The organism is Ruegeria atlantica (assembly GCF_013032005.1).
Classification (GTDB): domain Bacteria; phylum Pseudomonadota; class Alphaproteobacteria; order Rhodobacterales; family Rhodobacteraceae; genus Ruegeria; species Ruegeria atlantica_A.
Genome location: NZ_WQBE01000002.1, coordinates 336,731 through 359,318, shown reverse-complemented (window position 1 = coordinate 359,318; position 22,588 = coordinate 336,731). Strand labels below are relative to the sequence as shown.

Genomic DNA, 22,588 nt, shown 5'->3' with positions numbered 1-22,588 from the left:
TAGCCTTGAGGGGTGTTGAGTTTCAATCCTCGAAACAATCCGCGCGACCATCTGCGCGGATGGTGGCCGCTCCATCCAGGATCGACGCGGCCCGTCTGCGCGTCCGCACTGACGGATCAGTGACTGAGCGATTGCGGGGTGAGGGCAAAATCGCCGCGATCCGGGCCGCCTGAACCGGACTCAGCCGGGCAGCGGATACGTTGAAATTGCTTTGGGCCGCCGCTTCGACCCCAAATACGCCCTGTCCGGTTTCAGCGACGTTCAGATAGACCTCGAGAATACGCTGTTTGCTCCAGAAGATTTCGACAACCGGCGTGATCGAAGTTTCCAGCGCTTTGCGTACCCAGCTGCGGCCCTGCCACAAGAACACGTTCTTCACCACCTGCTGGGTAATTGTCGACGCCCCACGTGATCCGCCATCTTCCAGCGCATCGCGAATTGCCTCCACGTCAAAGCCCCAGTGTTGGCAGAAATTCGCATCCTCGGCCGCGACAACCGCGCGGGCCATGACGGGCGAGATTTCGTCGATCGGGACCCAATCACGCTCGACCTTGCCCAGCCTACGCCATTCCGACCAGATCGTGTGGGTCACGGGCGGGTTTACCACCGAATACAAAGCGACCAATGCAACGACCAACACAACGGCCGCCAACAAGCCACGACTGACCCATCGGCGAAGCCGTTGCATCAGTGGGGTTTTGGCTTTGGATGCCTTTTTTTTCTTACCGCTTTTTTTGCGGACTGCTGCTTTTGCCATGTCACAGCTATACGACGTTGGGCGCGCGTTTGAAACGGGTGTTGTCGGTATAAGGATTTAAGAAAACCCGCGCAGCCAATTGGCGCGCGGGTTTGAGACTAGTCTGTTGCAACCCGTTATTCAGCCGGAACAGCCGTTGCTTCGGTGGTCAGAGGGTGGCTGAGCTTGTTCAGCATCTCTTTTGGGCAAACCTGCAAGAAGTTGGCCTTTTCAACATCCCAATGCTGCAGAATGTCGGCGGCCTTGCGGCTGAAGGTCTCGGCCTGATGGGTTTCGATCAGCGATTTCAGCTGATCTTCCCAATGGTCGACGGTCACCGGACAGGTCACCAGCGTTTCCATATTCATCAGCGCCTGCGCCTTGCCTTCCGGGTCGTACAGATAAGCCATGCCGCCGGTCATGCCCGCGCCAAAGTTGGCACCAATATCACCCAGGATCACCGCGATTCCGCCGGTCATGTATTCACACCCGTTCGAACCGCAGCCCTCGATCACAACCTTCGCGCCCGAGTTGCGCACCGCGAATCGCTCGCCCGCGCGACCTGCGGCAAACAGGTGGCCATCGGTGGCGCCGTACAGGACGGTGTTGCCGATGATGGTGTTGTCATCCGCCTTCAGCGGGCTGACCTGTGGTGGGCGCACGACGATGGTGCCGCCCGACAAACCCTTGCCGACATAGTCATTGGCGTCACCCGACACTTCCAGCTTCAGACCGGGTGCTGCAAACGCCCCCAGCGACTGACCGGCCGAGCCCTGCAGTTTGACGTGCAGGTGATCGGACTGGAACGTGTTCCGCATGCCAAAGTTCTGCACGATATGGCTCGAGACGCGGGTGCCCACAGTCCGGTGCGTGTTCTGGACCGCATAGGACAGCTGCATTTTTTCACCGTCTTTCAGGAACCGCGCCGCATCCCGCACGATTTCAGCGTCCAACGTATCCGGCACCGCGTTACGGTCCTTGTCGCGGTTGTAGACGATATCATGTGCGCCATCGACGGTGATCAGCAGAGGGTTGAGGTCGAGATCGTCCAGATGCGCCGATCCACGACTGACCTGCGCCAATAGGTCGGCCCGGCCGATGATCTCATCAATCGAACGCGCGCCGAGGCTGGCCAGAAGCTCGCGTACTTCCTGCGCATAGAAGGTGATCAGGTTCACCACCTTGTCTGCGTTGCCGGTGAATTTGGCGCGCAGGTCCTCGTCCTGCGTACAGACACCGACGGGGCAGGTGTTCGACTGGCACTGACGCACCATGATACAGCCCATCGCGATCAGGGCGGCAGTGCCGATTCCGTATTCTTCGGCCCCCATCATCGCGGCCATGACGATATCGCGACCAGTCCGCAGACCACCATCGGTCCGCAGGGTGACACGATCGCGCAGGTTATTCATTGCCAGAACTTGATGCGCCTCGGTCAGGCCCATCTCCCACGGCAAACCGGCATATTTGATCGACGTCGCGGGCGACGCACCTGTACCACCGTTGTGGCCCGAGATCAGGATCACATCCGCCTTGGCCTTGGCCACACCGGCGGCAATCGTGCCAACGCCCGAAGACGCCACCAGTTTCACCGTCACCTTGCAGCGCGGGTTGATCTGTTTCAGATCATAGATCAGCTGCGCCAGATCCTCGATCGAGTAGATATCGTGGTGCGGCGGCGGCGAGATCAGCGTCACGCCCTTGGTCGAATGGCGTAAACGCGCGATCAGGTCGGTGACCTTCATGCCCGGCAGCTGACCACCCTCACCTGGTTTCGCACCTTGGGCGACCTTGATCTCCAGCTCTTCACATTGATTCAGGTATTCCGCAGTCACACCGAACCGGCCCGACGCCACCTGTTTGATCTTGGCTGACGGATTGTCGCCATTGGGTTCCGGTACGAAATGGGCCGGATCTTCACCACCCTCGCCCGAGTCGGATTTCGCACCGATCCGGTTCATCGCCACGTTCAGCGTCTTGTGCGCCTCGGGGCTGAGTGCACCCAGCGACATGCCCGGCGTGACAAAGCGTTTGCGGATCGAGGTGATCGATTCCACCTCTTCGATCGGCACCGGTTTGCCCATGGGTTTGAAATCCATCAGGTCGCGCAGATGGATCGGCGGGTTCGACTGCATCTTGGCCGAATATTGCTTCCACAGCTCATAAGATGCGCGGTTACAGGCCATCTGCATCATATGCATCGAGGTTGCTTCCCACGCGTGAGTCTCACCCGACTTGCGTGCTTTGTAGAAACCACCGATGGGCAGCACATCCAGACCGCTGTCCCAGCCCTTGGCGTGAATTTCTTCGGCTTTGACGCGGATGCCGTGAATACCGATGCCCGAGATACGGCTGATCATGCCTGGGAAATACTCGGCCACCATGGCACGGCTCAGACCAACGGCCTCAAAGTTCAGACCGCCTCGGTAAGAGGAGACAACCGAGATACCCATCTTGGCCATGATCTTGAGAAGACCCTGATCAATTGCCTCGCGATAGCGGGCTACATTTTCCGTCAGCGAGCCATCCAGCAGGCCACGTTCAATGCGGTCGGCCAGCGAATCCTCGGCCAGGTAGGCGTTCACAACCGTCGCGCCACAGCCAATCAACACGGCAAAATAGTGCGGGTCGATACATTCCGCCGACCGCACGTTGAGCGAGCTGAAGGTCCGCAGACCCTGACGTGTCAGATGGCTGTGTACCGCGCTTGTGGCCAGGATCATCGGCATCGCCACTTTGTCCGGCCCGGAATACTGATCGGTCAGCACCAGATGCCCTGCACCAGAACGCACGGCCTCTTCTGCTTCGGCTCTAATACGGATCAAAGCGCGGTCCAGCGCGCCCTCACCGGGTTCAAAGCTGCAATCGATCTCAGCCAGCGGCGCGTTGAAGTTTTCGGCCAGAATTTCCCACTGAGCGTTGCCGACAAAAGGGCTTTCCAGAACGATGATCTCGGTCTGGCTACTGTCCTCGTCCAGCACGTTCTTGAGGTTCCCGAACCGCGTCTTCAACGACATCACGCGGTATTCGCGCAAGCTGTCGATGGGCGGGTTGGTCACCTGGCTGAAATTCTGCCGGAAGAAATGACTCAGCGGACGGTACTGCTTTGACAGCACAGCCGAAGGCGTGTCATCCCCCATCGAGGCCAAAGCCTCTTTGCCGTCCTCGGCCATGGGTGCAAGGATCTGCTCAAGTTCTTCGACCGAATATCCAGCGGCGATCTGACGCTTGCGCAGTTCCTCACCCCTAAACAAGGGCTGTTCGGTTACACTGCCCAGCGTAGTGTCCAGATCGTTGATTTTACCGACCCAGTCGCCGAACGGCAGGGCGCGCGCCAGCTTGTCCTTGATTTGCTTGTCACGGAACAGCTTGCCCTTCTTCATATCCACGGCCAGCATCTGCCCCGGACCCAGCGCGCCTTTTTCGGTCACAGTGGCCTCATCAATGGGCACCATACCAGCCTCAGAGCCCGCAATCACCAGACCATCGCCCGTCACCACATAGCGCATCGGGCGCAACCCGTTCCGGTCCAGACCGGCACAGACCCAGCGGCCATCGGTCATCGCCAGCGCGGCGGGACCGTCCCACGGCTCCATCACCGAGTTGCAGTAGGAATACATGTCACGCCAGGCCTGCGGCAGTTCCACCGCCTGCTTGGACCAACTTTCCGGCACCAGCATGGTTTTCGCCATCGGGGCCGAGCGGCCCGCGCGCACCAGAACCTCAAAAACCGAGTCTAATGCGGCCGAATCTGACGATCCGCCCGCGATGATCGGCTTGATGTCTTCGGCATAGTCGCCAAAGGTGCCACTGGCCATGCGGATCTCATGACTTTTCATCCAGTTGACGTTGCCCTTCAGGGTGTTGATTTCACCATTATGAGCCAGCATCCGGAACGGTTGCGCCAACCACCATTGCGGGAAGGTGTTGGTCGAATAACGCTGGTGATAGATCGCAAAGGCGGATTCGAACCGCTCATCCATCAGGTCGGGGTAGAAAACCGCGACCTGCTCAGCCAGCATCATGCCTTTATAGATGATCGAGCGGCAGCTCAGCGACGCCAGATACAGGTCCGAAATCCCGGAAGCGGCGGCAGCTTTTTCAATACGGCGACGGATGACGTACAACTCACGCTCGAACGTCTCTTCATCTACACCTTTCGAGTTCGAGATCAGGATCTGTTCGATCTCGGGCCGGGTCGCGTTGGCCTTTTCACCCAAGCAGGTCACATCGACCGGCACGTGCCGCCAGCCGTAGATGTAATATCCCATGCGCAGAACTTCGGTTTCTACGATGGTCCGGCACTGTTCCTGCGCGCCGAAATCGGTACGAGGCAGAAACACCTGACCGACAGCGATCAACTGGTCCAGATTGGGCTCATGACCTGTGCGTCGGATCTGGTCATAGAAAAAACGAACCGGGATCTGCACGTGGATGCCCGCACCATCGCCGGTCTTGCCATCAGCATCCACGGCGCCGCGGTGCCAGATCGCTTTCAGCGCATCAATACCGGCGTCGACAACCTTGCGTGATGCTTTGCCGTCAACGGATACAACAAGACCCACGCCACAGGAAGAATGCTCTTCTTCCTCGGAATAGAGACCGTTTTTTGCCATCCATTCACGTTTGGCTTCTTCGGCCCGTACCCAATCGGCATCATATTTGGTCATTGGCTGTCTCCTTCTTCCGAGGGGGCAAACATCGCCTCGACCTCGGCTTTGGTCATTTGCTTGCGCTCACCTGCGAACGCATACCCTTTGGGCTTTTTGTCGATAAAAAGTTCCAGTTGCAGTCCGTGGCCCGTGTCTTCGAACAGGCCCGCTGCTATTTCTGTGTGTCCGTGCATGTCGCCGGGCGCGGTGACCCGGTACCACAGGGCCGAGCCGCATTCGGCGCAAAAGGCGCGTTCGGCCCAATCGGACGAGGCGAAGGTCTTAACCGGTCCCAAGGCGGCATACCCCTCTTCAGCTTGAAAACTCACCAGCATTGAACTGGTCCAGCGGCGGCACTGGTCGCAATGACAGGCACCCAGCGCATCCTTCGCTGGGGTGGCGGTGACGGTGACCGCACCGCACATGCATTGGCCTTGCAGTTCAGGCATTCCTGACCCTCCTGTCGCTGGGCTGGGTGTTACTCGGCTGCGACGGCAGCCTTGCTGTTAAACCTGTCGATGATCGCATCGGCACAGTCGCGGCCGTCACGGATCGCCCAGACCACCAGCGAGGCGCCACGCACGATGTCACCAATGGCATAGACACCGTCCATCTCGGTTTCGCCGGTTTGGAACGCGGCCTTAACGGTGCCCCAACGGGTTACGGGCAGGTCGGGCTGACCAAACAGCGTAGGCAGGTCTTCGGGCTCAAAGCCCAGCGCCTTGATGACCAGATCGGCCTCTTCGACATAGTCCGCGCCTTCGATGACCTCGGGGGCTTGGCGACCAGTCGCATCTGGCTGACCCAGACGCATCTTTTGCACCATTACGCCAGAAACCTTGTCATCGCCGGTGAACCCTTTGGGAGCGCTCAGCCATTCAAAGATCACGCCTTCTTCCTCGGCATTCTGCGTTTCACGCTGCGATCCCGGCATGTTTGCCCGGTCACGGCGGTACAGGCATTTGACCGATGTCGCCCCTTGCCGGACCGAGGTGCGTACGCAGTCCATCGCGGTATCGCCGCCACCAATCACAACAACTTTTTTACCGTTGGCATTCAGTCGGCCATTGTCGAAATCCTCGACCGCGTCACCAAAGCTTTTGCGGTTCGAAGCGGTCAGGAAATCAATGGCAATTTCGATACCATTCAGGCCACTGCCTGGCATGGACAGATCACGGGATTTATAGACCCCGGTTGCGATGATCACAGCATCATGCTTGGCGCGAATGTCGTCGAATTTGGCGGCGTCCACGTCGCAGTTCAACTCGAACTTGACCCCGCCATCAGCCAGCAATTCGTTGCGACGCTGAACAATGTCCTTTTCCAGCTTGAAGCCTGGAATACCGTACATCAACAGGCCACCGGCACGGTCGTGACGATCATATACAGTGACCTGAATGCCAGCCCGGCGCAGCATGTCCGCAGCGGCCAATCCACCGGGTCCGCCGCCTATGATACCGACGCTTTCGCTGCGCTCGGCACCGGGTGCCACGGGGGTCACCCAGCCTTTGTCCCAGGCAGTGTCCGTGATGTACTTTTCAATCGTGCCGATGGTAACCGTGCCGTGGCCTGATTGTTCGATCACACAATTACCTTCACAAAGACGATCCTGAGGGCAAATGCGGCCGCAGATTTCCGGGAAGGTATTGGTGGCCTGGCTCGTCTGATACGCCTCCTCCAGACGGCCCGTGGCGGTCAGGCGCAGCCAATCGGGGATGTTGTTGTGCAGCGGGCAATGCGACTGGCAATACGGCACACCGCATTGGCTGCAGCGACTAGCCTGTTCTTCCGCCTTGGCCGCGGCGTATTCAGCATAGATTTCGTCAAAGTCTTCTTTGCGGTCATCGGCGGCACGCTTTTCAGGCATGACGCGATCGATCTGCACAAATTTCAGCATCGGTTGCTTGGCCACGGGTCAGACTCCATGAATTGGCTTGGTCGCGCCTGTTTAAGAGATACCTTACCGGATTAAAAGTCAATTATGCTGACCTAAATTGAAAAAATACACGACGTCAGGAAAAGTAATTGGAAAAGGTCATCATTTTTAGTTCCGATTCGGACCTTTTTACATGCTTTCCTTTTCGGCACCGCACTTATACCCATTTCCCCTAACAATACGGGGCGGCAGCACGGCAGGTTAAATGAGTTTATTTCAGTTGATTCTCGCGGCGATTATTCAGGGGATAACTGAGTTTTTGCCGATCTCTTCCTCGGGTCACCTGATCCTGCTGCCCAGCTTGACCGGTATGGAAGATCAGGGGCTGGCCATCGACGTCGCCGTGCATGTCGGCACGTTGGGCGCGGTTATCCTGTATTTCTGGTCCGATGTGAAACAGGCCGTTGCCGGCCTGCCACGCGCCCTGACCGGGCAGATCGACACCCCGCAAGCACGGCTGGCGATGAGCCTGATCATCGCAACGATTCCCACGGTTATCGTCGGTGCCATTCTTTTCACAACTGGTTTCAGCCAGTCCCTCCGCTCGATGACGGTGATTGGCTGGACCATGCTGGGTTTCGGATTGTTGCTGTATTGGATGGACCAAAAGGGGCCCCAAACCAAGAAAACCAACGATTGGGGCCCGCGCGATGCGGTCATCATGGGATTGTGGCAGGTTCTTGCGTTGATCCCCGGCACCTCGCGGTCAGGCATCACCATCACCGGCGCGCGGCAGCTGGGCTATAGCCGCGAAGACGGCGCGCGGATCGCGATGCTGATGTCGATCCCGACGATTCTGGCCTCGGGCGTATTACTGTCGACACAGGTGATCCGCGAGGCGGATGCCCAACTGGCTAAGGACGGTGCCATAGCCGCTTTTTTTGCCTTTATCTCGGCCTTATTGGCGCTGTCCCTGATGATGCGCCTGCTGCGCAGCGTCAGCTTTACGCCTTATGTAATATATCGCGTGATTCTTGGGGCAATCCTGCTGGTGATTGCCTATAGCTGATCAGGTACGCAGGTTGTCTGCCGATTTCTGGATCTCATCATACTGGCCCGAGGGACGGAACTTCCACAGGTAGTCCGGCAAGATGGATTCCAAAGTAGCCGGTTCGATCCCCAAGTCGCCAAAGCCTTTGGCATCGCCCGACACCACATTGTCCCGGCGCAGATTCGTCAGCTGATCGCGCGTCAGAATGTGGTTGGGAAACAGCTGAAAACTGACAAATTTGGCTATATCCAGCACACCCGCCATGATCCGGGCGGCCCAGAACGGCACACCAACAATCACCCGGCGGCGGTGAATCACCCCCAGCATCTGCTGCATCAGCGCGCGGAAGGATTTCACCTCTGGGCCGCCCAGCTCATAAGTGCCACCCTCGGCCTGCCCCAGAACGCCCTGCACGGCGGCCTTGGCGACATCATCCACATAGACCGGCTGGAACTTGGTCTCTGCGCCGACCAAGGGCAGGAACGGCCCCATCCGGGTCATCCCGGCAAAGCGGTTAAAGAACTGGTCCTCGGTTCCGAAAATAACCGACGGGCGCAGGATCACCGCGTTCGGCATATGCGCCAGCACACCGGCCTCGCCCTTTGCTTTGGTGCGGGAATACTCGCTTTTGGACGTGGCGTCCGCGCCGATGGCCGAGATATGCACCATCCGCGCAACACCCTGTTCGGCAGCGATGCGCGCGATCCGCTCAGCCCCTTCGGCCTGTACCGCGTCAAATTCGTTCTTACCCAGCTCGTTCAGCACACCCACGCAGTTCACCACCGCATCAGCCCCATGCATCACGGTAGCAACCGACGCATCATCGCGGATGTTGCACAAAATGGGTTCAACCTGACCAACCACGCCATAAGGCTTGACGAACATCGCCTCATTCGGGCGCCGCACTGCGACCCGCACACGCCATCCTTCATTTGCCATACGCCGGGCGATATACCGACCGACAAATCCCGATCCGCCATAAATCGTGACCAGTTTGGACATGCGAGGGCTCCTGCTGATTGGTCTTGATCCGATCTACCGCCCAAAGCCCCGGCAAACAAGGCGCAATAACGCCGCGCGTCCGCGAAAACCCCGGCAATTTCCCAAGCGTTTCGGAGGTGGGTCAAAAAACTTGTGAAAATCTTCCCGAATCTGGTTGACGCCCCCCGTCAGTAGGCTTAAACGCCGCTCCACGACACCTGCCCAGGTGGCGGAATTGGTAGACGCGCTAGCTTCAGGTGCTAGTGTCCGTATGGACGTGGAGGTTCGAGTCCTCTCCTGGGCACCAAATCCCCGACAGATTTTTGGCTTGTTTCTGATCGTATCAAATACGTGTTCGGGTGACGTATTCCCCCAATTTCTATCTATTGGACGTCTCTCCCTTAGGGCTATGCTTTGCCAGATTCCTGCGGAGACAGACTGGCTAAATGGTCCCGTTCAGGCCTTAACGAGACCCGCATCCTTCGTGACGCCACGTCACGAAAACTGGCCGGGTGAGTGAGCATCTTTACGTAAAGGTAAGCTTTCCAATCATTTTTTGACTGGTCGGTTAATAAATGACGCAAAAACCCGGATTCTTCCCCCTTACGGTGGCAAACGACTTGCCTAAATGCGCCCTGTCGCTGCGGATCATCACTCACGGATTAATGATCCTCGAGCTCTCGACCATAGGGTTCGGGTCGGGTTCGCAGCGGCAAATTTTTACGCTTTGAATTTGAAGGACCGCAACAATGAAGAAAATTTCGTTTCTTAGTCGCTTCAAGTTAATGAAAGCGCACCGGATGGACGTTTCAGAAGATGACCTGTCTTCGGATTATCGGAGCAGGCTGCCCCTGGTGAAGAAATCTGAACTCAAGGTGCTCTTTCGAAACGTGCTGGAAGAAAAGCGGGCTGACCTGCCATCGCGACGCCGGTGATGGCATACCGACGACGGTTTAGAGCCCTCCGTTTGAACGGGTTAAGCTTACCCTGTCAGACCCGGGATTTTTCGAACTTTTCCCAAGCGGATTGAAACGCATTGAAATCAAACCCCGGCTGTGCGGCGGCGTCGAGGACGACGCGTTCGGTGGACAGCAATTTCTGGATTGCGCCCTCTAGTTGGTCAACAACATCTTCTGGTATCACCAGCGCTCCGTGCTGATCGGCATGGATCAGATCACCAGGATTGACCGAAAGACCAAAGATCGAGACCGGCGTATCGACCGCGCGCACGTGGACAAATCCATGGCTTGGCCCGACCGATCCGGCAACCACCGGGAACCCCTGGGGCAGATCGCCAAGGTCGCGCATGACACCGTTGGTCAGCGCACCGGACATGCCGAACCCCTTGTGTACGGTGGTGTTGATCTCACCCCAATAGGCACCGATACAGTTGGGGAAATCGACATCCTCGATCACCGCAACCGAGGGTGCGGGACCTTCGGCCATGTATTTGTAATAGGCCATCCGGCGTTCCCTGATGACCTCGGGCGCCTCGGACGGAGGCTGCACAGCGGCGATCATTGCCGTGCGGGCATAGCCCACGATCGCAGGTTCCGACGGGGCCGAACACAGCATGGTGCCGCGCGAGAAGCCGTCAAATCCGCGCTTGCCCTGCGCCACCTCGATGGCGTTGCAGACGGTGGGGGTGTCAACCTTGCGCAACAGGGTCAGAAGGGAAGGTGTCATGGGGCCTCCAGCCAGCGGATCAGGGCCGCTGTTGTGTCATTGGGTTGTTCCAGAGTGGGCAGGTGCCCGGCCTCTTCGATGATTTGTAACGTGCTGTTGGGCAGAAGGTCGTGCATCAACTGGTGTCGCTCGACCGGACACAGGCCATCCTCGCGCCCGCACATCACCAGTGAGGGACCCGTGTAGACGGCCAGTGTTTCGGTCTGGTCCGGGCGATCCATCAAAGCGCGGGATTGGCGAAGGAATACGTCCGGACCCAGATCAACGGCCATCGCCATGCATAGGTCCAGAATGGCCCCCTGATGCGGACCGTCGGCCAAGTAATTGGGCTTCATCTCGTCGCGCATCACCTGCCGCAACTGACCTTCCTGAACGGCCTTCATCTGCGGCCCACGCCGGGCTTTGACATCGGACTTTTCGGCCAAAGGATTGGTGTCCATCAACGCCAACCGTTCAACGCGATCCGGGGCTTCCCGCACCACCTCCATCGCAATGATGCCGCCCATCGACAGGCCGGCTAGCGCAAAGACCGACGGTGCGTTTGACAAGATTTCGGCTGCCATCTCCTGAACACTGTCCTGCGTCACCAGCGGGAAGGTCATCAGCGGCCGTGACCCGGACAACGCAGCGATCTGCGGCTGAAACAACCGAGCATCACACATCATACCCGGCAAAAGAACCAACGGTGTCATGCCGAAGCCAGTTTTGCACCCTCGGACAAAGCCGTCAGCTTGGCATAGGCAATATCGGGATCCACCGCGCCAAAGCCTGCAAAGGTGCCAAACCCACAATCGCTGCCTGCGATCACCCGGTCAGCGCCGACGATATCGGTAAACCGCTTGATCCGCTGTGCCACCAATTCAGGGTGTTCGACGAAATTGGTGGTGGTGTCGACCACACCGGGTACCAGAACCTTGTCGTCCGGAATCTCGGAATTACGGTCGCGGAACACGGTCCATTCATGGGCGTGGCGCGGGTTCGAGGTTTCAAACAGCACGTAGCGGGATTTGGTCGCCATCAGAGTGCTGAACACCTTATCCATGGCGATGTCACAACAATGTGGCCCTTCGTAATTGCCCCAGCAGATATGCACCCGCACCCGGTCCTGCGGAACATTCTGCAGCGCGTGGTTCAGGGCCTCGACATGCATGTCGGCGATCTTGACGAACTCTTCATCGGTCAGGTCGGTGAACAGCATGTGCCGCGACAGGGCCAGATCAGGGCAATCCAGCTGCAAATCCAACCCGGCGGCCACGATGGTTTCGTATTCCTCCTTCATCGCATCGGCCAGCGCGGCCAGATAAGCCTCACGCGTGGGGTAGAAATCGTTCTGCAGAAACAGCGAGATAACCCCTGGCGAGGCGGCATTCATAAAGCCCCGCTCGGCCTCGTGCTGCACCATCGCAGCCTTGAGGTTGGCGATGTCCTTCTCAAGCTCACCCTGCCCTTTCGACCGCACCTCGCCGGTACATTGAGGCCGCGCGTATTGGGGTGTACCGCCATCATCAGCCAGCCGTTGCAGAAAACCGGGGAACATCTTCAGATCGGCGGGCGCATTACGCGGGCTATCGCCCGAAAACCCGGTGTAACGGTCTTTGACATAGGTGGCATAAGAGATCTTCGAGGTTTCGCCGTCACTGACGATCTGCACACCGGCTTCGACCTGTTTGCGCACGGTCTCGGACACGGCCTTGGTCATGCAGGCGTCAAAGGCAGCGGGGTCAAAGGGTTCCTCCCGCTCGCGCGCAAAAATGAAATCCACCACATCCTGAGTTCGTGGCAAGGATCCGACATGTGTTGTCTTTACGGTCATGGAACCTCCGTTAATTCTTGCGTGCCATCAGCACAGTATGGCTTTGGGTTTCCGGGTCCTTGGCCAAAAACCCTGTCATGATCATCCCGTTTTCTTCAAGGCAGGTGGCGTAACCGGCGGGTGAGAGCGAGGCGTGATACACGGGTTCGCCGCCAACAGTTCCCTGTTCCTCGCCCGCGCTGGGGCCAACGGTCAGCATCAACATTCCGCCCTTGCGCAGATGGCGGGCCATTCGGGCGATACAGCTCTTCTGCTCGTCAGCAGTCAGGTGGAAAAAGCTGTTCCAGGCGACAATACCATCAAAGCTCTGGTCCAGCTCGAAATCCCGCATGTCGGCCTGTCGCCAATCTCCATCAGGCCAGCGGCTGCGGGCGATCTCAAGCATGGCCTCGGAAAAATCGACACCTGTGACGGTGAAACCTTCGGCCTTGAACCATCGGGCAATGGGCTCACCAGTGCCGCAGCCCAGATCAAGGACGTGATCGCCGGGCTTCAGACTGGCGGTGAAGCGCGCCAGCCAGCGCGCTTCGAACAAAGCCCGCGAGCGTTGCTCGTCATAGGCTTTGGCCTGCCGTTCATAAACGGCGTGGGTATCGTTCGGATCGACGGTCATCCGACCCATGTGGCCCCGGCGGGGTCATCGGTCGCCGTGATGCGGTACAGGCCTGCCTGCCCGGTCATGGACGGCGCGACGGTGTAAGCCTCACCCGGCATAACCAGCGCGGTATCGCCGTTTGACAATGTGACCTCATATCCGTCTACGGTGATACGCCAATGGCCGCTGGCCGGCATCAGAACCACAGGCTTTTCAGCTTTGACCGGATCATTCACAGCCGAACCACGGGTCAGGAAATCAACCTCGAACCCCGGCTTGTCCTTGATAAGACCGGTCTCACCAATCACCAGCGCAGGTTTTTCAGCGCCCAGCGCCATCAGGTCCCAATAGCGGGCGACGTATTTGCCGATCACCGCGTCGACCGGCACCTCGGGATAGGCTTGCAACTCTGCTTCGTTCAACAAGGACATCGGCCGGACATTGTGGGGCAGTTCCTGACCCTTTTTGCTGTCATAAAGCACACCGTTGTCGCCCAACATCAGACCATGCGCCTGTGCGTCCTCGATCACCTGCGGGGCCCATGTGACACCGCCACCGGCATCATCGCCACCGAGGATCGACATGATCATGCCGTAGTCCTGACCGACATTCTCGAACCCGCGGAAGATACCTGTGGGGATGTTAAAGATATCCCCCTCTTCGGCAATGAATTCTCCGGCTGTGCCATAGCGTCCCCAAAAGAACCGCCAGCGGCCTTTCGCGACAAAGAACACCTCGGCCGTGGTGTGGCTGTGCAGCGAGTTTCGGCATTTCGGCGGCTGTCCCGCCGCGCCGATGTTAAAGCCGATCTTGTCGGTGATGTGGACGTGCTGATCGGGCGATTCCGACACGCCGCCACCGATGATGGTAAAGTTCTCTTTCTGATCGCTGCCCGGAGTGTGAGCGTCGATAAAGGCGGTTTTACAGGGTTGCAGCTCGCCATAACGGACGATGCGTTGTTGAATGGTACTCATGACGGTGTCTCCTTGGATTTGGGGGAAAGATGGGATCAATTCCCGCCCCCCGGAGGCCGATTGTTCAGACGCCGTGCGCGCAGCGACGCACGATGGGTATGATAGCGCCGTGCAGTCTGGCTGGCGTTCAGGGATGAGACCATCGCGGTCACCTAGCCCTCTCCACCCTGCAGCAGGATCTGTTTCCAGACCGAAGTTTCGTCGAACAGCGTGTACTCGCGCCGCAGCTGTGGCTGACCGCCGATCAGCGCACCAAACTCAGCATGGCTGATGCCCAGAACATAGACCTGCGCACCGCTTGGGGCACCAAATGCACCCCAGCCATCATGTTTACCCCACAGGCTCCAGCGTAGCGCAGCACGGGGCGGCATGTTCGGATCATCTCGACCAATCTGGTGTTCAACATTGAATTCCGCATTGGGGAAGCTGGCCCGCAGACCCATCCAGAACCGATCCACCGCATCCCAGCCATGGCCAGTGACACCGCCGACATATTCTGATTGCACGGCGCGGTCATACTCGGCCTCGATCACGCCCATATCGGCATTCATGATCTTGGTCAGGATATAGGCATAGCGCTGACCCCATTCATTGTCATTGCCCTTGCCTTTATAAGGGCCGGGCTGGTCGGTTTCCGGCGTCAGCGGTTTGACGCAGTTCTCTGGCCCGCCCTCGCGCGCGATCAGGTCGGCAGCGTATTCCTTGGGGTCCCAGCCCATCTGCCGGACGATGGCACCCTGATCGCGGATCAACCATTCATCGTCGATCTGATTATCTTTGGCGTGACAGTCGGCCAGAATCCGATAGCGCAGCTTTGTGCCGGTCGGCTTGCCATACACCCCTTCGGCCAAATGCGTCGCGGTGGAGATTATCCGGTGCGAGCTTAACATCCCCTCTTCCGGCGTGCCGGACCAGATCACATCCTCGCCCAACAGCTGCCGATCCGGAAACTCAGCCAGTGTTGCCATGGTGGCGCCGATGACGTTCTGATTACCCAGAACAACGGACCCGGGCGAGCGCACGACGATATCCTTGCTGTAGTAGTCGTGCAGCGTTGCGATGCCCCGGTCTTCCCAAATTTCCTTGGTGATACCGATGATATAGTCGGGAAAATCCCGGAACTTCGGATCGAAGCCTTTCATATGTCTGTCCTTTGTGGGGTCCACCCTTTTGGCAACCGGGCCGAGGTACGTACAATCAGCGGCCCGTCTATGGCCACCTTGCGCGCCGCGGCGGCTGCCGGATTTTCGATATGATCCAAAAGCGCGTCTACGGTTTCAGTAACCATCAGATTGGCCCGCTGTCGGATCGTCGTGAGGTTATAGGCAAGCCACCCCGCCTGCGGGACATCATCGTACCCGATCACCGAGACATCTTCGGGCACACGCAGGCCAAGCTCAAAGCGGATGACATCCATGACGGCCAGCGCCATATGGTCATTGGCCACGAACACGGCATCCGGCCTGTCATCCGGTGCAACATCAAACATGCGACGTGCAGCCGTTCGGGCATTTTCGGTGTGAAACTCACCCACACCATGGGCAAACACGGTCTCACCGGCCTCAGCCAATGCCGCCCGGAACCCGGCCTCGCGGTCACGCTGGGTCGAGGCACCCTGCCAACCCGCGATATAAGCAATGCGACTGTGGCCAGCGGCAACCAGGAACTCGGCCACCTTGCGGCCACCGGCATAATTGTCAGACGTGACCGACGTGATCCCGTCCAGGTCCTGACTTCGGTTGAACAGCACCACGGGTACACCCGCCTGTTGACAGCGCGTTGCAATATCTGACGACATCGCAACCGAGGCCAAAACAACGCCATCCACCTGATAGTCGAGGATTTCCTCCATCACGTCATCAATGTTACCCGCCGTGCGAGAAGCCATGAAGATCAGCACGTGATAACCCTGTTCTTGCAGAGCGTTGGACAGTTTCTCAAGCGCTTCGGGATAGAAGTAGTTGTCCAGATAGGCGACCACCAGACCGATGATACGGCTTTTGCCCGACACCATTGCGCGCGCCAGAACATTGGGTCGATACCCCAGCTCTGCCGCCGCCTTGCGCACCTTTTCTTCAGTCTTTTTGCTGACCGAGGCACCCGGCGTGAACACCCGGCTAACCGCCGACTGACTGACGCCTGCCAGTTGCGCAACCTGAAGGGATGTGACTTTTTCTGCCATCAATCCGCTGTCCACCCCCCGTCAATCAACATCGAAGTTCCGGTCACCAAAGCCGAGGCGTCCGAGGCCAGATAGGTCACCGCGCCCATGATGTCTTCGACCTCACCGACACGGTCCAGCTTGATCTTCTCCATGATCCAGGCGGCGCGCTCGGGGTCATCGAAGGTGGCTTGCGTCAAGGGTGTGCGAATGAAGGTCGGGCAGACCGTGTTGATGCGGATGCGCTGCTTTCCCCATTCGATTGCCATGGCTTTGACCATACCCTCAAGCCCGTGCTTGGTGGCACAATACAGCGCCCGATCGACCCCGCCGACATGGCCCATCTGGCTTGAGATATGGATGATCGAGCCCGGCCTGCCCGTCGCCATCAATGCCTTGGCCGCATAGGCCGACAGGAAATAAGCCGACCGCAGATTTACATCCGTGACCGCATCGAAATCCTCGGGCGTGGTGTCGATCGCCGCGCTGTGGCGCGCGGTTCCGGCGGAATTCACCACGACGTCAAAGACGCGCCCATCAAACAGCTGTTGCAGGGCATTCAAATCGCCCTGATCCACAACCGCAGCTTCGGCCGACCAGCCCTGCGCCTGCAACGCCGCGACGGTTTCAGCCAGCCGGTCTGCCCCACGCGCGGCGCAGACCACATGCGCCCCGGCCTCGGCCAAGGCCACCGCACAGCCCTGTCCAATCCCCGAGGACGCGCCGGTCACAAGGGCGGTTTTGCCGTTCAGCGAAAACGAAGGGGTGCGGGGCAGGTCAGTCATCAGCTCATTCCATCAGGCGTTTCAATGCGGCCCAGATTCCGGGCCTTGTTGAATTCACGCAGACGGGCGAAAACGTCAACGCCAAGCTGGCGGTAGGCATCCAGAAGATCGACCAGCACCCAGTTTTCGCGTATGCGCCCGTTTTCCAATCGCCAGAAATCCAGACTGCACATGGCGATTTTCTTGCCCGAGGGCGCAATCCCCATCCATCCGTCATGGGTAACCGTCTGGATCATGTTCGGCCAGCCGGTCACAGCCGCATACTCGCCATCACCAAAGAAATGATAGGTGATGTCGTCCACATACTGCCCGCGATCCGGCATGCCGTTCAGGAACGGAATCTGATGCCAGTTGCGAAACCCTGCGTAACCGCGCCCGGTGCCGATGCCCGAAGGCCCGTACCAGTTCATGCGTGGATGCCAGAACCGCTCCATCTCCATCACTTCGGGGCCACCTTGTGACGGATGTTTTTTCAAGTGTTCCAGCATGTCGATTATGTGTTGGCACGTCGCCTTGCCCTTGGCCGCATCATAAGGTCCGGGCACGAACCCGTCCTGAGTGGCTGGTCCGGGCACATGCCATTCACGGCCAAGGCTGGGGGCCATCGGCCAGGCGTTGGCCTGCATCATCACCTCAGGGATGTCCCAGAGCGCCTGAACCTCGACGACCTGTCCGTCCACGAAACGATAGAATTCGTGGAACCGCATGGTGACCTGATGGCCCGTCGGTGGGATATCCAGCCAAGGCCCGGTGAAGGTACCGGTGTAATACCCACCGCACCCGACCCAGTCCGCGCCGTTTTCGTCCGGCCCGGCCATGACGATATAGTCGCGACGCTCCAGATCGGGCCATGCGTCCAGCAGGTCCTTATAGGCGCAGTCGTAATATGCATCGCTGCCGATACTGTCACCAAAGGGATGGCATAGGTGGAACACTGCATCCGATGTCGTGACCTCTGCCAGCGCCTTGCGGACGCCGGCTTCGGAAAAGTCATACATCGCGGCCCTGAGCAAAGCGATCAGGGCCTTATGCTGTGTGTGCTTGTCGCTCATTCAGCGGCATCCCGATACGGTGCAGGCTTGCCGTAAGGCACGTTGATACCGCCATAGCGGCGCACCCGCACGTTGCACTGTTCAGCATGGCCCACAAAACCTTCAAGCATGCACAGGCGCGACCCATATTCGCCAATCAACGTCGCCGCCTCGTCGGTCAGAACCTTTTGATAGCTATGCGTTTTCAAATACTTACCCACCCAAAGACCGCCAGTATAGCGCCCAGCTTTCTTCGTTGGCAGGGTGTGGTTTGTCCCGATCACCTTATCCCCGTTCGAGACATTGGTGCGCGGACCAAGAAATAACGCGCCATAGCAGGTCATGTTCTCAAGAAACCAATCATCCCTATCTGTCATCACCTGCACATGCTCGGATGCGATATCATCGGCGACCTGCAGCATCTCATCATAGGTGTCGCAAACGATCACTTCGCCATATTCGTCCCACGATACTTTCGCGGTGCCTGCCGTGGGTAGGATTCCCAGCAGACGGTCGACCTCGGCCATCGTATCCTCGGCCAGTTTGCGCGAGTTGGTCAGCAGCACGCAAGGACTGTTATAGCCGTGTTCCGCCTGACCCAGCAGGTCGGTCGCGCAGAGTTCCGCATCGGCGGCAGTCTCGTCGGCGATGACCATGGTCTCGGTCGGGCCAGCGAACAGGTCAATGCCGACACGGCCGAACAGTTGCCGCTTGGCTTCGGCCACAAAGGCGTTGCCCGGGCCGACCAGCATATGCACGGGGTCAATCGTTTCAGTGCCCAGCGCCATCGCGCCGATGGCCTGAATGCCGCCCATGACATAGATCTCATGGGCGCCGCCGAGATGCATCGCGGCAATCACCGCTGCGTTCGGCTTGCCATTGAACGGAGGTGTACAGGCGATGATGCGCGGCACGCCCGCCACCGAAGCCGTCGCCACCGACATATGCGCCGAGGCGACCATCGGGAATTTGCCACCGGGCACATAGCATCCCACCGACTGCACGGGGATGTTCTTGTGGCCCAGAATGACGCCGGGCAGGGTTTCGACCTCGATATCCACCATGGAATCGCGCTGCGCTTGCGCAAAGTTGCGCACCTGTTCCTGCGCGAATTTGATATCGGCCAGTTCACGGTCGGTCAGTTGTCCGATGAGGTCGTCAATGTCCTGCTGAGACAGGCGGAACGACGGGGGTGAATAATTGTCGAACTTTTCGCTCAGCTCGCGCACGGCTACATCGCCACGGGTTTCGATGTCTTTCAGGGTCGCTTCGACCACAGCGCGGGTTTTGGCGTCATCTTCGGCCCGGTCAGCATCAGATTTACCGCGTTTGAGATACTCGATTGTCATGTTTCCAATCCTCAGTTTTCCGGCCGGGGCGCTACTTTTTCACCCCGGTCAAAAGCTTCCCAGCCTTCCCCGTTGAACAGATCGACACCCAGCTGCGCCGCGACATGTGCGAAATCGACGTTCACCCAGTTGTCGACGATCTTGCCATCGACCACTTTCCAGAAATCCATGTACCGGATCTCGACCCGTTTGCCGGTGGGGGCGATGCCCAGAAACTCACCGGAATGGGTCGCCTCTTGGCGGCCGAACGCTGCGGCCCATTCGCCCATATACAGGCGGGCCTCATCAATGCAGGTCTTGTCCGAGAACGCGGCCTGAAACGGGCGCTGCCAGTTGTCCTGAAACTCTTGCAGGCCGGTCTTGGTGCCACAGCCCTGATTGCCCATCCAGCGAAAGCCCTGAGCAAAGAACTCGCCAATGTCATCAATGCGGTGGTCATTCAGGCCATCGACCATGGTTTCGATCACGCGGCGCGTGTCTTCGGTTTTGTCCAGGTCCGTGTCGCGGGTTAGAACCGCTTGTTCGGGGCGGGAACCTTTCATCTTTCTATCCTTTCAGGTTGCCGAGGGAGGGATTGGGTCAAGAAACCCCAATGCTTAGAAAATCCCTGGGCATCCTGTTCAGCGCCGGGTGGCGCGACAGGGCGTTATGGCGTGCGTTCTTGCTCATTACCCTTTCACCGCTCCGGCGGTCAGACCGCTGACGATCTGGCGCTGGAAGATCAGAACAAGAAAGATCAGCGGCGCGGTGATCGATACGGCGGCAGCCACGGCGACCACCTGGTCGGTTGTCGTGGTCTCGCGGTTGAACATGCCGACAATGGCGGGAACCATGGTCTGGTTCTGCGCATCCAGCAGCAGCGACGTGACGAGGATGTCGTTATACGCCAGCAGAAAGCTGAACAGCCCGGTGGTGATCACCCCCGGCCACATCACCGGCATGATCACGCGGCGGAACGCCTGGAAGTGATTGCAGCCATCAACGCGCGCGGCCTCATCCAGTTCGGCCGGGATATTCTGGAAGAATGACCGCAGCATCCAGATCGTAAAAGGCTGGTTGATCGCCACCAGCACCGCAATCACCGCGAAAGGCTTGCCGTAAAGCGTCGGTGCGTTTTCCCCTAGGATCGGCGCCAACCATTCGGATGAGCTGATGAAGACCGGCAGATAGCTGGCCACCAGCGCCGAGGGCGGCAGCGCGCGGAAGATCAGCGCGACGATCAGCAGCCAGAACGCAAGGGTCGATCCGGACCGGGCCAACCCATACCCCGCCAGCGTCCCCACCGACAGCGATAAGACAACAACTCCCGTGGTTACGATCAGCGAATTCTTGAAGTTGTTCGAAAATCCCCGGTCGATCCAAACAGTTTTATAGTGTTCGGTCGTCAGCCCCAATATGTCCCGCCCCAGAGGGCCAAAGAGCGGGTTCAGTATGCTCAGAATGGCTGGCAGGATCACGAAGAATACGATCAGAAAGGCCACCACGGCGGCCAGAATGCCAATCACCCAGCCAAACCACTCCTGACCTTCTTTGGAATAGGCTTTGATCATCCCAGGCATCTTTTTGGTCACCAGAGCAATCGTGCCCCAGATCACCCCGATCCCCAGAATGATATCCAGCAGCGAAATCCCCTTGCCATTGGCCAGCGTCGCCGGGCCGAAGATCACGTTCAGGGCATTACCGTCAAAGGCGTCGACTGGGGATTTGAAGCTCATCACCGTGATCCAGAAGATCGGGAAGATGGCGACAATGCACCAGAAGGCCAGGAAGATATTCGAAGTCAGCCGCAGGCTGAGCGGTTGGCGAAGCGCGCGCGAGGACATGTCAGTGACCTCCTTTGTGATCGCGCCATGTCCGGCGCAGCGGGAAGATAAGCAGGATGGCAATACCGATCATGGTGAGCATGGCGCTGGCCGAGGCCCGGCTGATCGAACGGTTGCCCGCCTGATCAGGCACCAGGAAGTCATAGGTCAGCCATTGTAGTGAGATGACATAGCCCTGACTTGCGAAACCGACGATCTCTTCGAACACCCGATAGCTGTCCATCAGGTGGATCATCGACACAAAGATGATCAGCGGCATCAGATGCGGGATGACGATGTATTTCATCCGCTGCCACCGGGTTGCGCCGTCAATCACAGCACTTTCCAGACTGTCCTGATTGACCGTTTGCAAACCGGCATAAAACACGATGGCGGCAAAGGGGGCGACGTGCCAGACGCGGTACAGCATCATCAGCACCTCAATTGTCCAGGCCTGCGCAAACAGGGCGATATCGCGGTTCAACCACCACTCCAGCAGTGCCGTCAGGATACCGTCGCCGCGAAACAGCCAGTTGACCGACAGCACCCCGATCACCGGGGTAATGATGAAGGGCAACAGCGAAATAAAGATAACCGGCCCTTTTATCGCCTGCGCGGCATTGTTGATCAAAACGGCGATCCCCAGCCCGCAGACGATGACCAGCGGCAGGGTGATCAGCGTGAACGTCAGCGTGAACCGCAGCGCTTTCCAGAAGTTGATGGTGGACAACACATTCCAGCTGCCCTCGCTGATCGCGCGCCATGCACGTTCAGGCTCCAGCACGTTGCGGTAGCTTTCCAGCCCGACATACTGGGTCTGCATGATGACCTTACCCTCTTCGTCGAGTTGGGGTTGCGAAACCGTCTCGGTCACACAGGTCTGGGTCAGAAAGCCGGGGGTGCAGGTTTCAACTTCCACCGTCTCATAGATCGGTTGGGTGACATAGAAACTCTGCTTGAACACGCTGATCAGCGGGAACGCGATAAAGAGAAGCATCATAAAGACAGAGGGGCCAACAAAGGCGGCAAATGTCCGGAAATTCATGGCTCTGCCTTTCTCATGGTTCTCAATGGGAAGGGTGCAGGAGGACCGAGG

At 58.5% G+C, this 22,588-nt stretch carries 20 protein-coding genes and 1 tRNA gene; 3 read left to right on the top strand and 18 right to left on the bottom strand.

Annotated elements, in window-relative coordinates; genetic code table 11:
- Positions 1 to 22 precede the first annotated feature (22 nt).
- The 4 genes from mtgA to GOX21_RS07610 form a co-directional block, all read right to left on the bottom strand.
- Positions 23 to 757 carry a monofunctional biosynthetic peptidoglycan transglycosylase gene (gene mtgA / locus GOX21_RS07625; RefSeq protein ID WP_170376661.1) on the bottom strand — a complete coding sequence of 245 codons (735 nt, stop codon included), beginning with the start codon at positions 755 to 757 and terminating at the stop codon, positions 23 to 25.
- Positions 758 to 873: 116 nt separating this feature from the next.
- Entirely contained in the window at positions 874 to 5,406 is a 4,533-nt protein-coding gene (gltB, locus tag GOX21_RS07620) for a glutamate synthase large subunit (protein ID WP_170376658.1), read from the bottom strand.
- Positions 5,403 to 5,837: a GFA family protein gene (locus GOX21_RS07615; protein WP_170376655.1), complete on the bottom strand. Its 435-nt coding sequence runs from the start codon at positions 5,835 to 5,837 to the stop codon at positions 5,403 to 5,405. The genes gltB and GOX21_RS07615 overlap by 4 nt, the downstream gene beginning before the upstream one ends.
- A 29-nt stretch (positions 5,838 to 5,866) precedes the next feature.
- Positions 5,867 to 7,300: an NAD(P)-dependent oxidoreductase gene (locus GOX21_RS07610; protein WP_170361159.1), complete on the bottom strand. Its 1,434-nt coding sequence runs from the start codon at positions 7,298 to 7,300 to the stop codon at positions 5,867 to 5,869.
- Between the two features lie 229 nt (positions 7,301 to 7,529).
- On the opposite strand from GOX21_RS07610, the gene GOX21_RS07605 reads away from it, so the two are divergent.
- Entirely contained in the window at positions 7,530 to 8,333 is an 804-nt protein-coding gene (locus GOX21_RS07605) for an undecaprenyl-diphosphate phosphatase (protein ID WP_170376653.1), read from the top strand.
- On the opposite strand, the gene GOX21_RS07600 is transcribed toward GOX21_RS07605, so the two are convergent.
- Entirely contained in the window at positions 8,334 to 9,317 is a 984-nt protein-coding gene (locus GOX21_RS07600) for a complex I NDUFA9 subunit family protein (protein WP_170376650.1), read from the bottom strand.
- Positions 9,318 to 9,516: 199 nt separating this feature from the next.
- Here GOX21_RS07600 and GOX21_RS07595 point away from each other — a divergent pair.
- Positions 9,517 to 9,603 (top strand) — tRNA-Leu (locus GOX21_RS07595).
- 442 nt (positions 9,604 to 10,045) lie between these two features.
- On the top strand, positions 10,046 to 10,231 hold the full coding sequence (locus tag GOX21_RS07590; RefSeq protein ID WP_170376647.1) for a hypothetical protein: 186 nt from the start codon (positions 10,046 to 10,048) through the stop codon (positions 10,229 to 10,231).
- Between the two features lie 55 nt (positions 10,232 to 10,286).
- On the opposite strand, the gene GOX21_RS07585 is transcribed toward GOX21_RS07590, so the two are convergent.
- The 13 genes from GOX21_RS07585 to GOX21_RS07525 all read right to left on the bottom strand — a co-directional run bounded on the left by GOX21_RS07585 (position 10,287) and on the right by GOX21_RS07525 (position 22,537).
- Entirely contained in the window at positions 10,287 to 10,982 is a 696-nt protein-coding gene (locus tag GOX21_RS07585) for an RraA family protein (RefSeq protein ID WP_170376644.1), read from the bottom strand.
- The gene (locus tag GOX21_RS07580) at positions 10,979 to 11,674 is read right to left on the bottom strand and encodes an alpha/beta fold hydrolase (RefSeq protein WP_170376642.1); all 696 of its coding nucleotides are present in this window, start codon (positions 11,672 to 11,674) and stop codon (positions 10,979 to 10,981) included. The genes GOX21_RS07585 and GOX21_RS07580 overlap by 4 nt, the downstream gene beginning before the upstream one ends.
- Complete coding sequence (locus GOX21_RS07575; RefSeq protein ID WP_170376640.1) at positions 11,671 to 12,795, bottom strand: cobalamin-independent methionine synthase II family protein; 1,125 nt, start codon at positions 12,793 to 12,795, stop codon at positions 11,671 to 11,673. Before GOX21_RS07575 ends, GOX21_RS07580 begins: the two co-directional genes overlap by 4 nt.
- Positions 12,796 to 12,805: 10 nt before the next feature.
- A complete protein-coding gene (locus tag GOX21_RS07570) occupies positions 12,806 to 13,417 on the bottom strand; it encodes a class I SAM-dependent DNA methyltransferase (protein ID WP_170376636.1) in 612 nt (203 codons plus the stop codon).
- On the bottom strand, positions 13,405 to 14,364 hold the full coding sequence (locus GOX21_RS07565; RefSeq protein ID WP_170376633.1) for a cupin: 960 nt from the start codon (positions 14,362 to 14,364) through the stop codon (positions 13,405 to 13,407). Before GOX21_RS07565 ends, GOX21_RS07570 begins: the two co-directional genes overlap by 13 nt.
- A 152-nt stretch (positions 14,365 to 14,516) precedes the next feature.
- On the bottom strand, positions 14,517 to 15,506 hold the full coding sequence (locus GOX21_RS07560; protein ID WP_170376631.1) for an ester cyclase: 990 nt from the start codon (positions 15,504 to 15,506) through the stop codon (positions 14,517 to 14,519).
- The gene (locus GOX21_RS07555) at positions 15,503 to 16,546 is read right to left on the bottom strand and encodes a LacI family DNA-binding transcriptional regulator (protein WP_217353036.1); all 1,044 of its coding nucleotides are present in this window, start codon (positions 16,544 to 16,546) and stop codon (positions 15,503 to 15,505) included. The genes GOX21_RS07560 and GOX21_RS07555 overlap by 4 nt, the downstream gene beginning before the upstream one ends.
- Positions 16,546 to 17,310 (bottom strand): SDR family NAD(P)-dependent oxidoreductase, encoded by a 765-nt coding sequence (locus GOX21_RS07550; RefSeq protein ID WP_170376626.1) that lies wholly within the window; start codon positions 17,308 to 17,310, stop codon positions 16,546 to 16,548. Before GOX21_RS07550 ends, GOX21_RS07555 begins: the two co-directional genes overlap by 1 nt.
- On the bottom strand, positions 17,310 to 18,362 hold the full coding sequence (locus tag GOX21_RS07545; protein WP_170361135.1) for an ester cyclase: 1,053 nt from the start codon (positions 18,360 to 18,362) through the stop codon (positions 17,310 to 17,312). Before GOX21_RS07545 ends, GOX21_RS07550 begins: the two co-directional genes overlap by 1 nt.
- Complete coding sequence (gene hisD / locus GOX21_RS07540) at positions 18,359 to 19,690, bottom strand: histidinol dehydrogenase (protein ID WP_170349500.1); 1,332 nt, start codon at positions 19,688 to 19,690, stop codon at positions 18,359 to 18,361. The genes GOX21_RS07545 and hisD overlap by 4 nt, the downstream gene beginning before the upstream one ends.
- Before the next feature lie 11 nt (positions 19,691 to 19,701).
- Complete coding sequence (locus GOX21_RS07535) at positions 19,702 to 20,232, bottom strand: ester cyclase (RefSeq protein ID WP_170361133.1); 531 nt, start codon at positions 20,230 to 20,232, stop codon at positions 19,702 to 19,704.
- 126 nt (positions 20,233 to 20,358) lie between these two features.
- Entirely contained in the window at positions 20,359 to 21,513 is a 1,155-nt protein-coding gene (locus GOX21_RS07530; RefSeq protein ID WP_170376624.1) for a carbohydrate ABC transporter permease, read from the bottom strand.
- Position 21,514: 1 nt separating this feature from the next.
- Complete coding sequence (locus GOX21_RS07525) at positions 21,515 to 22,537, bottom strand: carbohydrate ABC transporter permease (RefSeq protein ID WP_170349503.1); 1,023 nt, start codon at positions 22,535 to 22,537, stop codon at positions 21,515 to 21,517.
- Between the last annotated feature and the right edge of the window lie 51 nt (positions 22,538 to 22,588).

Bases quoted from the DNA above. Each gene is read 5' to 3' on its own strand.
- mtgA (WP_170376661.1), bottom strand. From the start codon at position 757: ATGGCAAAAGCAGCAGTCCGCAAAAAAAGCGGTAAGAAAAAAAAGGCA.
- gltB (WP_170376658.1), bottom strand. From the start codon at position 5,406: ATGACCAAATATGATGCCGATTGGGTACGGGCCGAAGAAGCCAAACGT.
- GOX21_RS07615 (WP_170376655.1), bottom strand. From the start codon at position 5,837: ATGCCTGAACTGCAAGGCCAATGCATGTGCGGTGCGGTCACCGTCACC.
- GOX21_RS07605 (WP_170376653.1), top strand. From the start codon at position 7,530: ATGAGTTTATTTCAGTTGATTCTCGCGGCGATTATTCAGGGGATAACT.
- GOX21_RS07600 (WP_170376650.1), bottom strand. From the start codon at position 9,317: ATGTCCAAACTGGTCACGATTTATGGCGGATCGGGATTTGTCGGTCGG.
- GOX21_RS07590 (WP_170376647.1), top strand. From the start codon at position 10,046: ATGAAGAAAATTTCGTTTCTTAGTCGCTTCAAGTTAATGAAAGCGCAC.
- GOX21_RS07585 (WP_170376644.1), bottom strand. From the start codon at position 10,982: ATGACACCTTCCCTTCTGACCCTGTTGCGCAAGGTTGACACCCCCACC.
- GOX21_RS07580 (WP_170376642.1), bottom strand. From the start codon at position 11,674: ATGACACCGTTGGTTCTTTTGCCGGGTATGATGTGTGATGCTCGGTTG.
- GOX21_RS07575 (WP_170376640.1), bottom strand. From the start codon at position 12,795: ATGACCGTAAAGACAACACATGTCGGATCCTTGCCACGAACTCAGGAT.
- GOX21_RS07570 (WP_170376636.1), bottom strand. From the start codon at position 13,417: ATGGGTCGGATGACCGTCGATCCGAACGATACCCACGCCGTTTATGAA.
- GOX21_RS07565 (WP_170376633.1), bottom strand. From the start codon at position 14,364: ATGAGTACCATTCAACAACGCATCGTCCGTTATGGCGAGCTGCAACCC.
- GOX21_RS07560 (WP_170376631.1), bottom strand. From the start codon at position 15,506: ATGAAAGGCTTCGATCCGAAGTTCCGGGATTTTCCCGACTATATCATC.
- GOX21_RS07555 (WP_217353036.1), bottom strand. From the start codon at position 16,546: ATGGCAGAAAAAGTCACATCCCTTCAGGTTGCGCAACTGGCAGGCGTC.
- GOX21_RS07550 (WP_170376626.1), bottom strand. From the start codon at position 17,310: ATGACTGACCTGCCCCGCACCCCTTCGTTTTCGCTGAACGGCAAAACC.
- GOX21_RS07545 (WP_170361135.1), bottom strand. From the start codon at position 18,362: ATGAGCGACAAGCACACACAGCATAAGGCCCTGATCGCTTTGCTCAGG.
- hisD (WP_170349500.1), bottom strand. From the start codon at position 19,690: ATGACAATCGAGTATCTCAAACGCGGTAAATCTGATGCTGACCGGGCC.
- GOX21_RS07535 (WP_170361133.1), bottom strand. From the start codon at position 20,232: ATGAAAGGTTCCCGCCCCGAACAAGCGGTTCTAACCCGCGACACGGAC.
- GOX21_RS07530 (WP_170376624.1), bottom strand. From the start codon at position 21,513: ATGTCCTCGCGCGCGCTTCGCCAACCGCTCAGCCTGCGGCTGACTTCG.
- GOX21_RS07525 (WP_170349503.1), bottom strand. From the start codon at position 22,537: ATGAATTTCCGGACATTTGCCGCCTTTGTTGGCCCCTCTGTCTTTATG.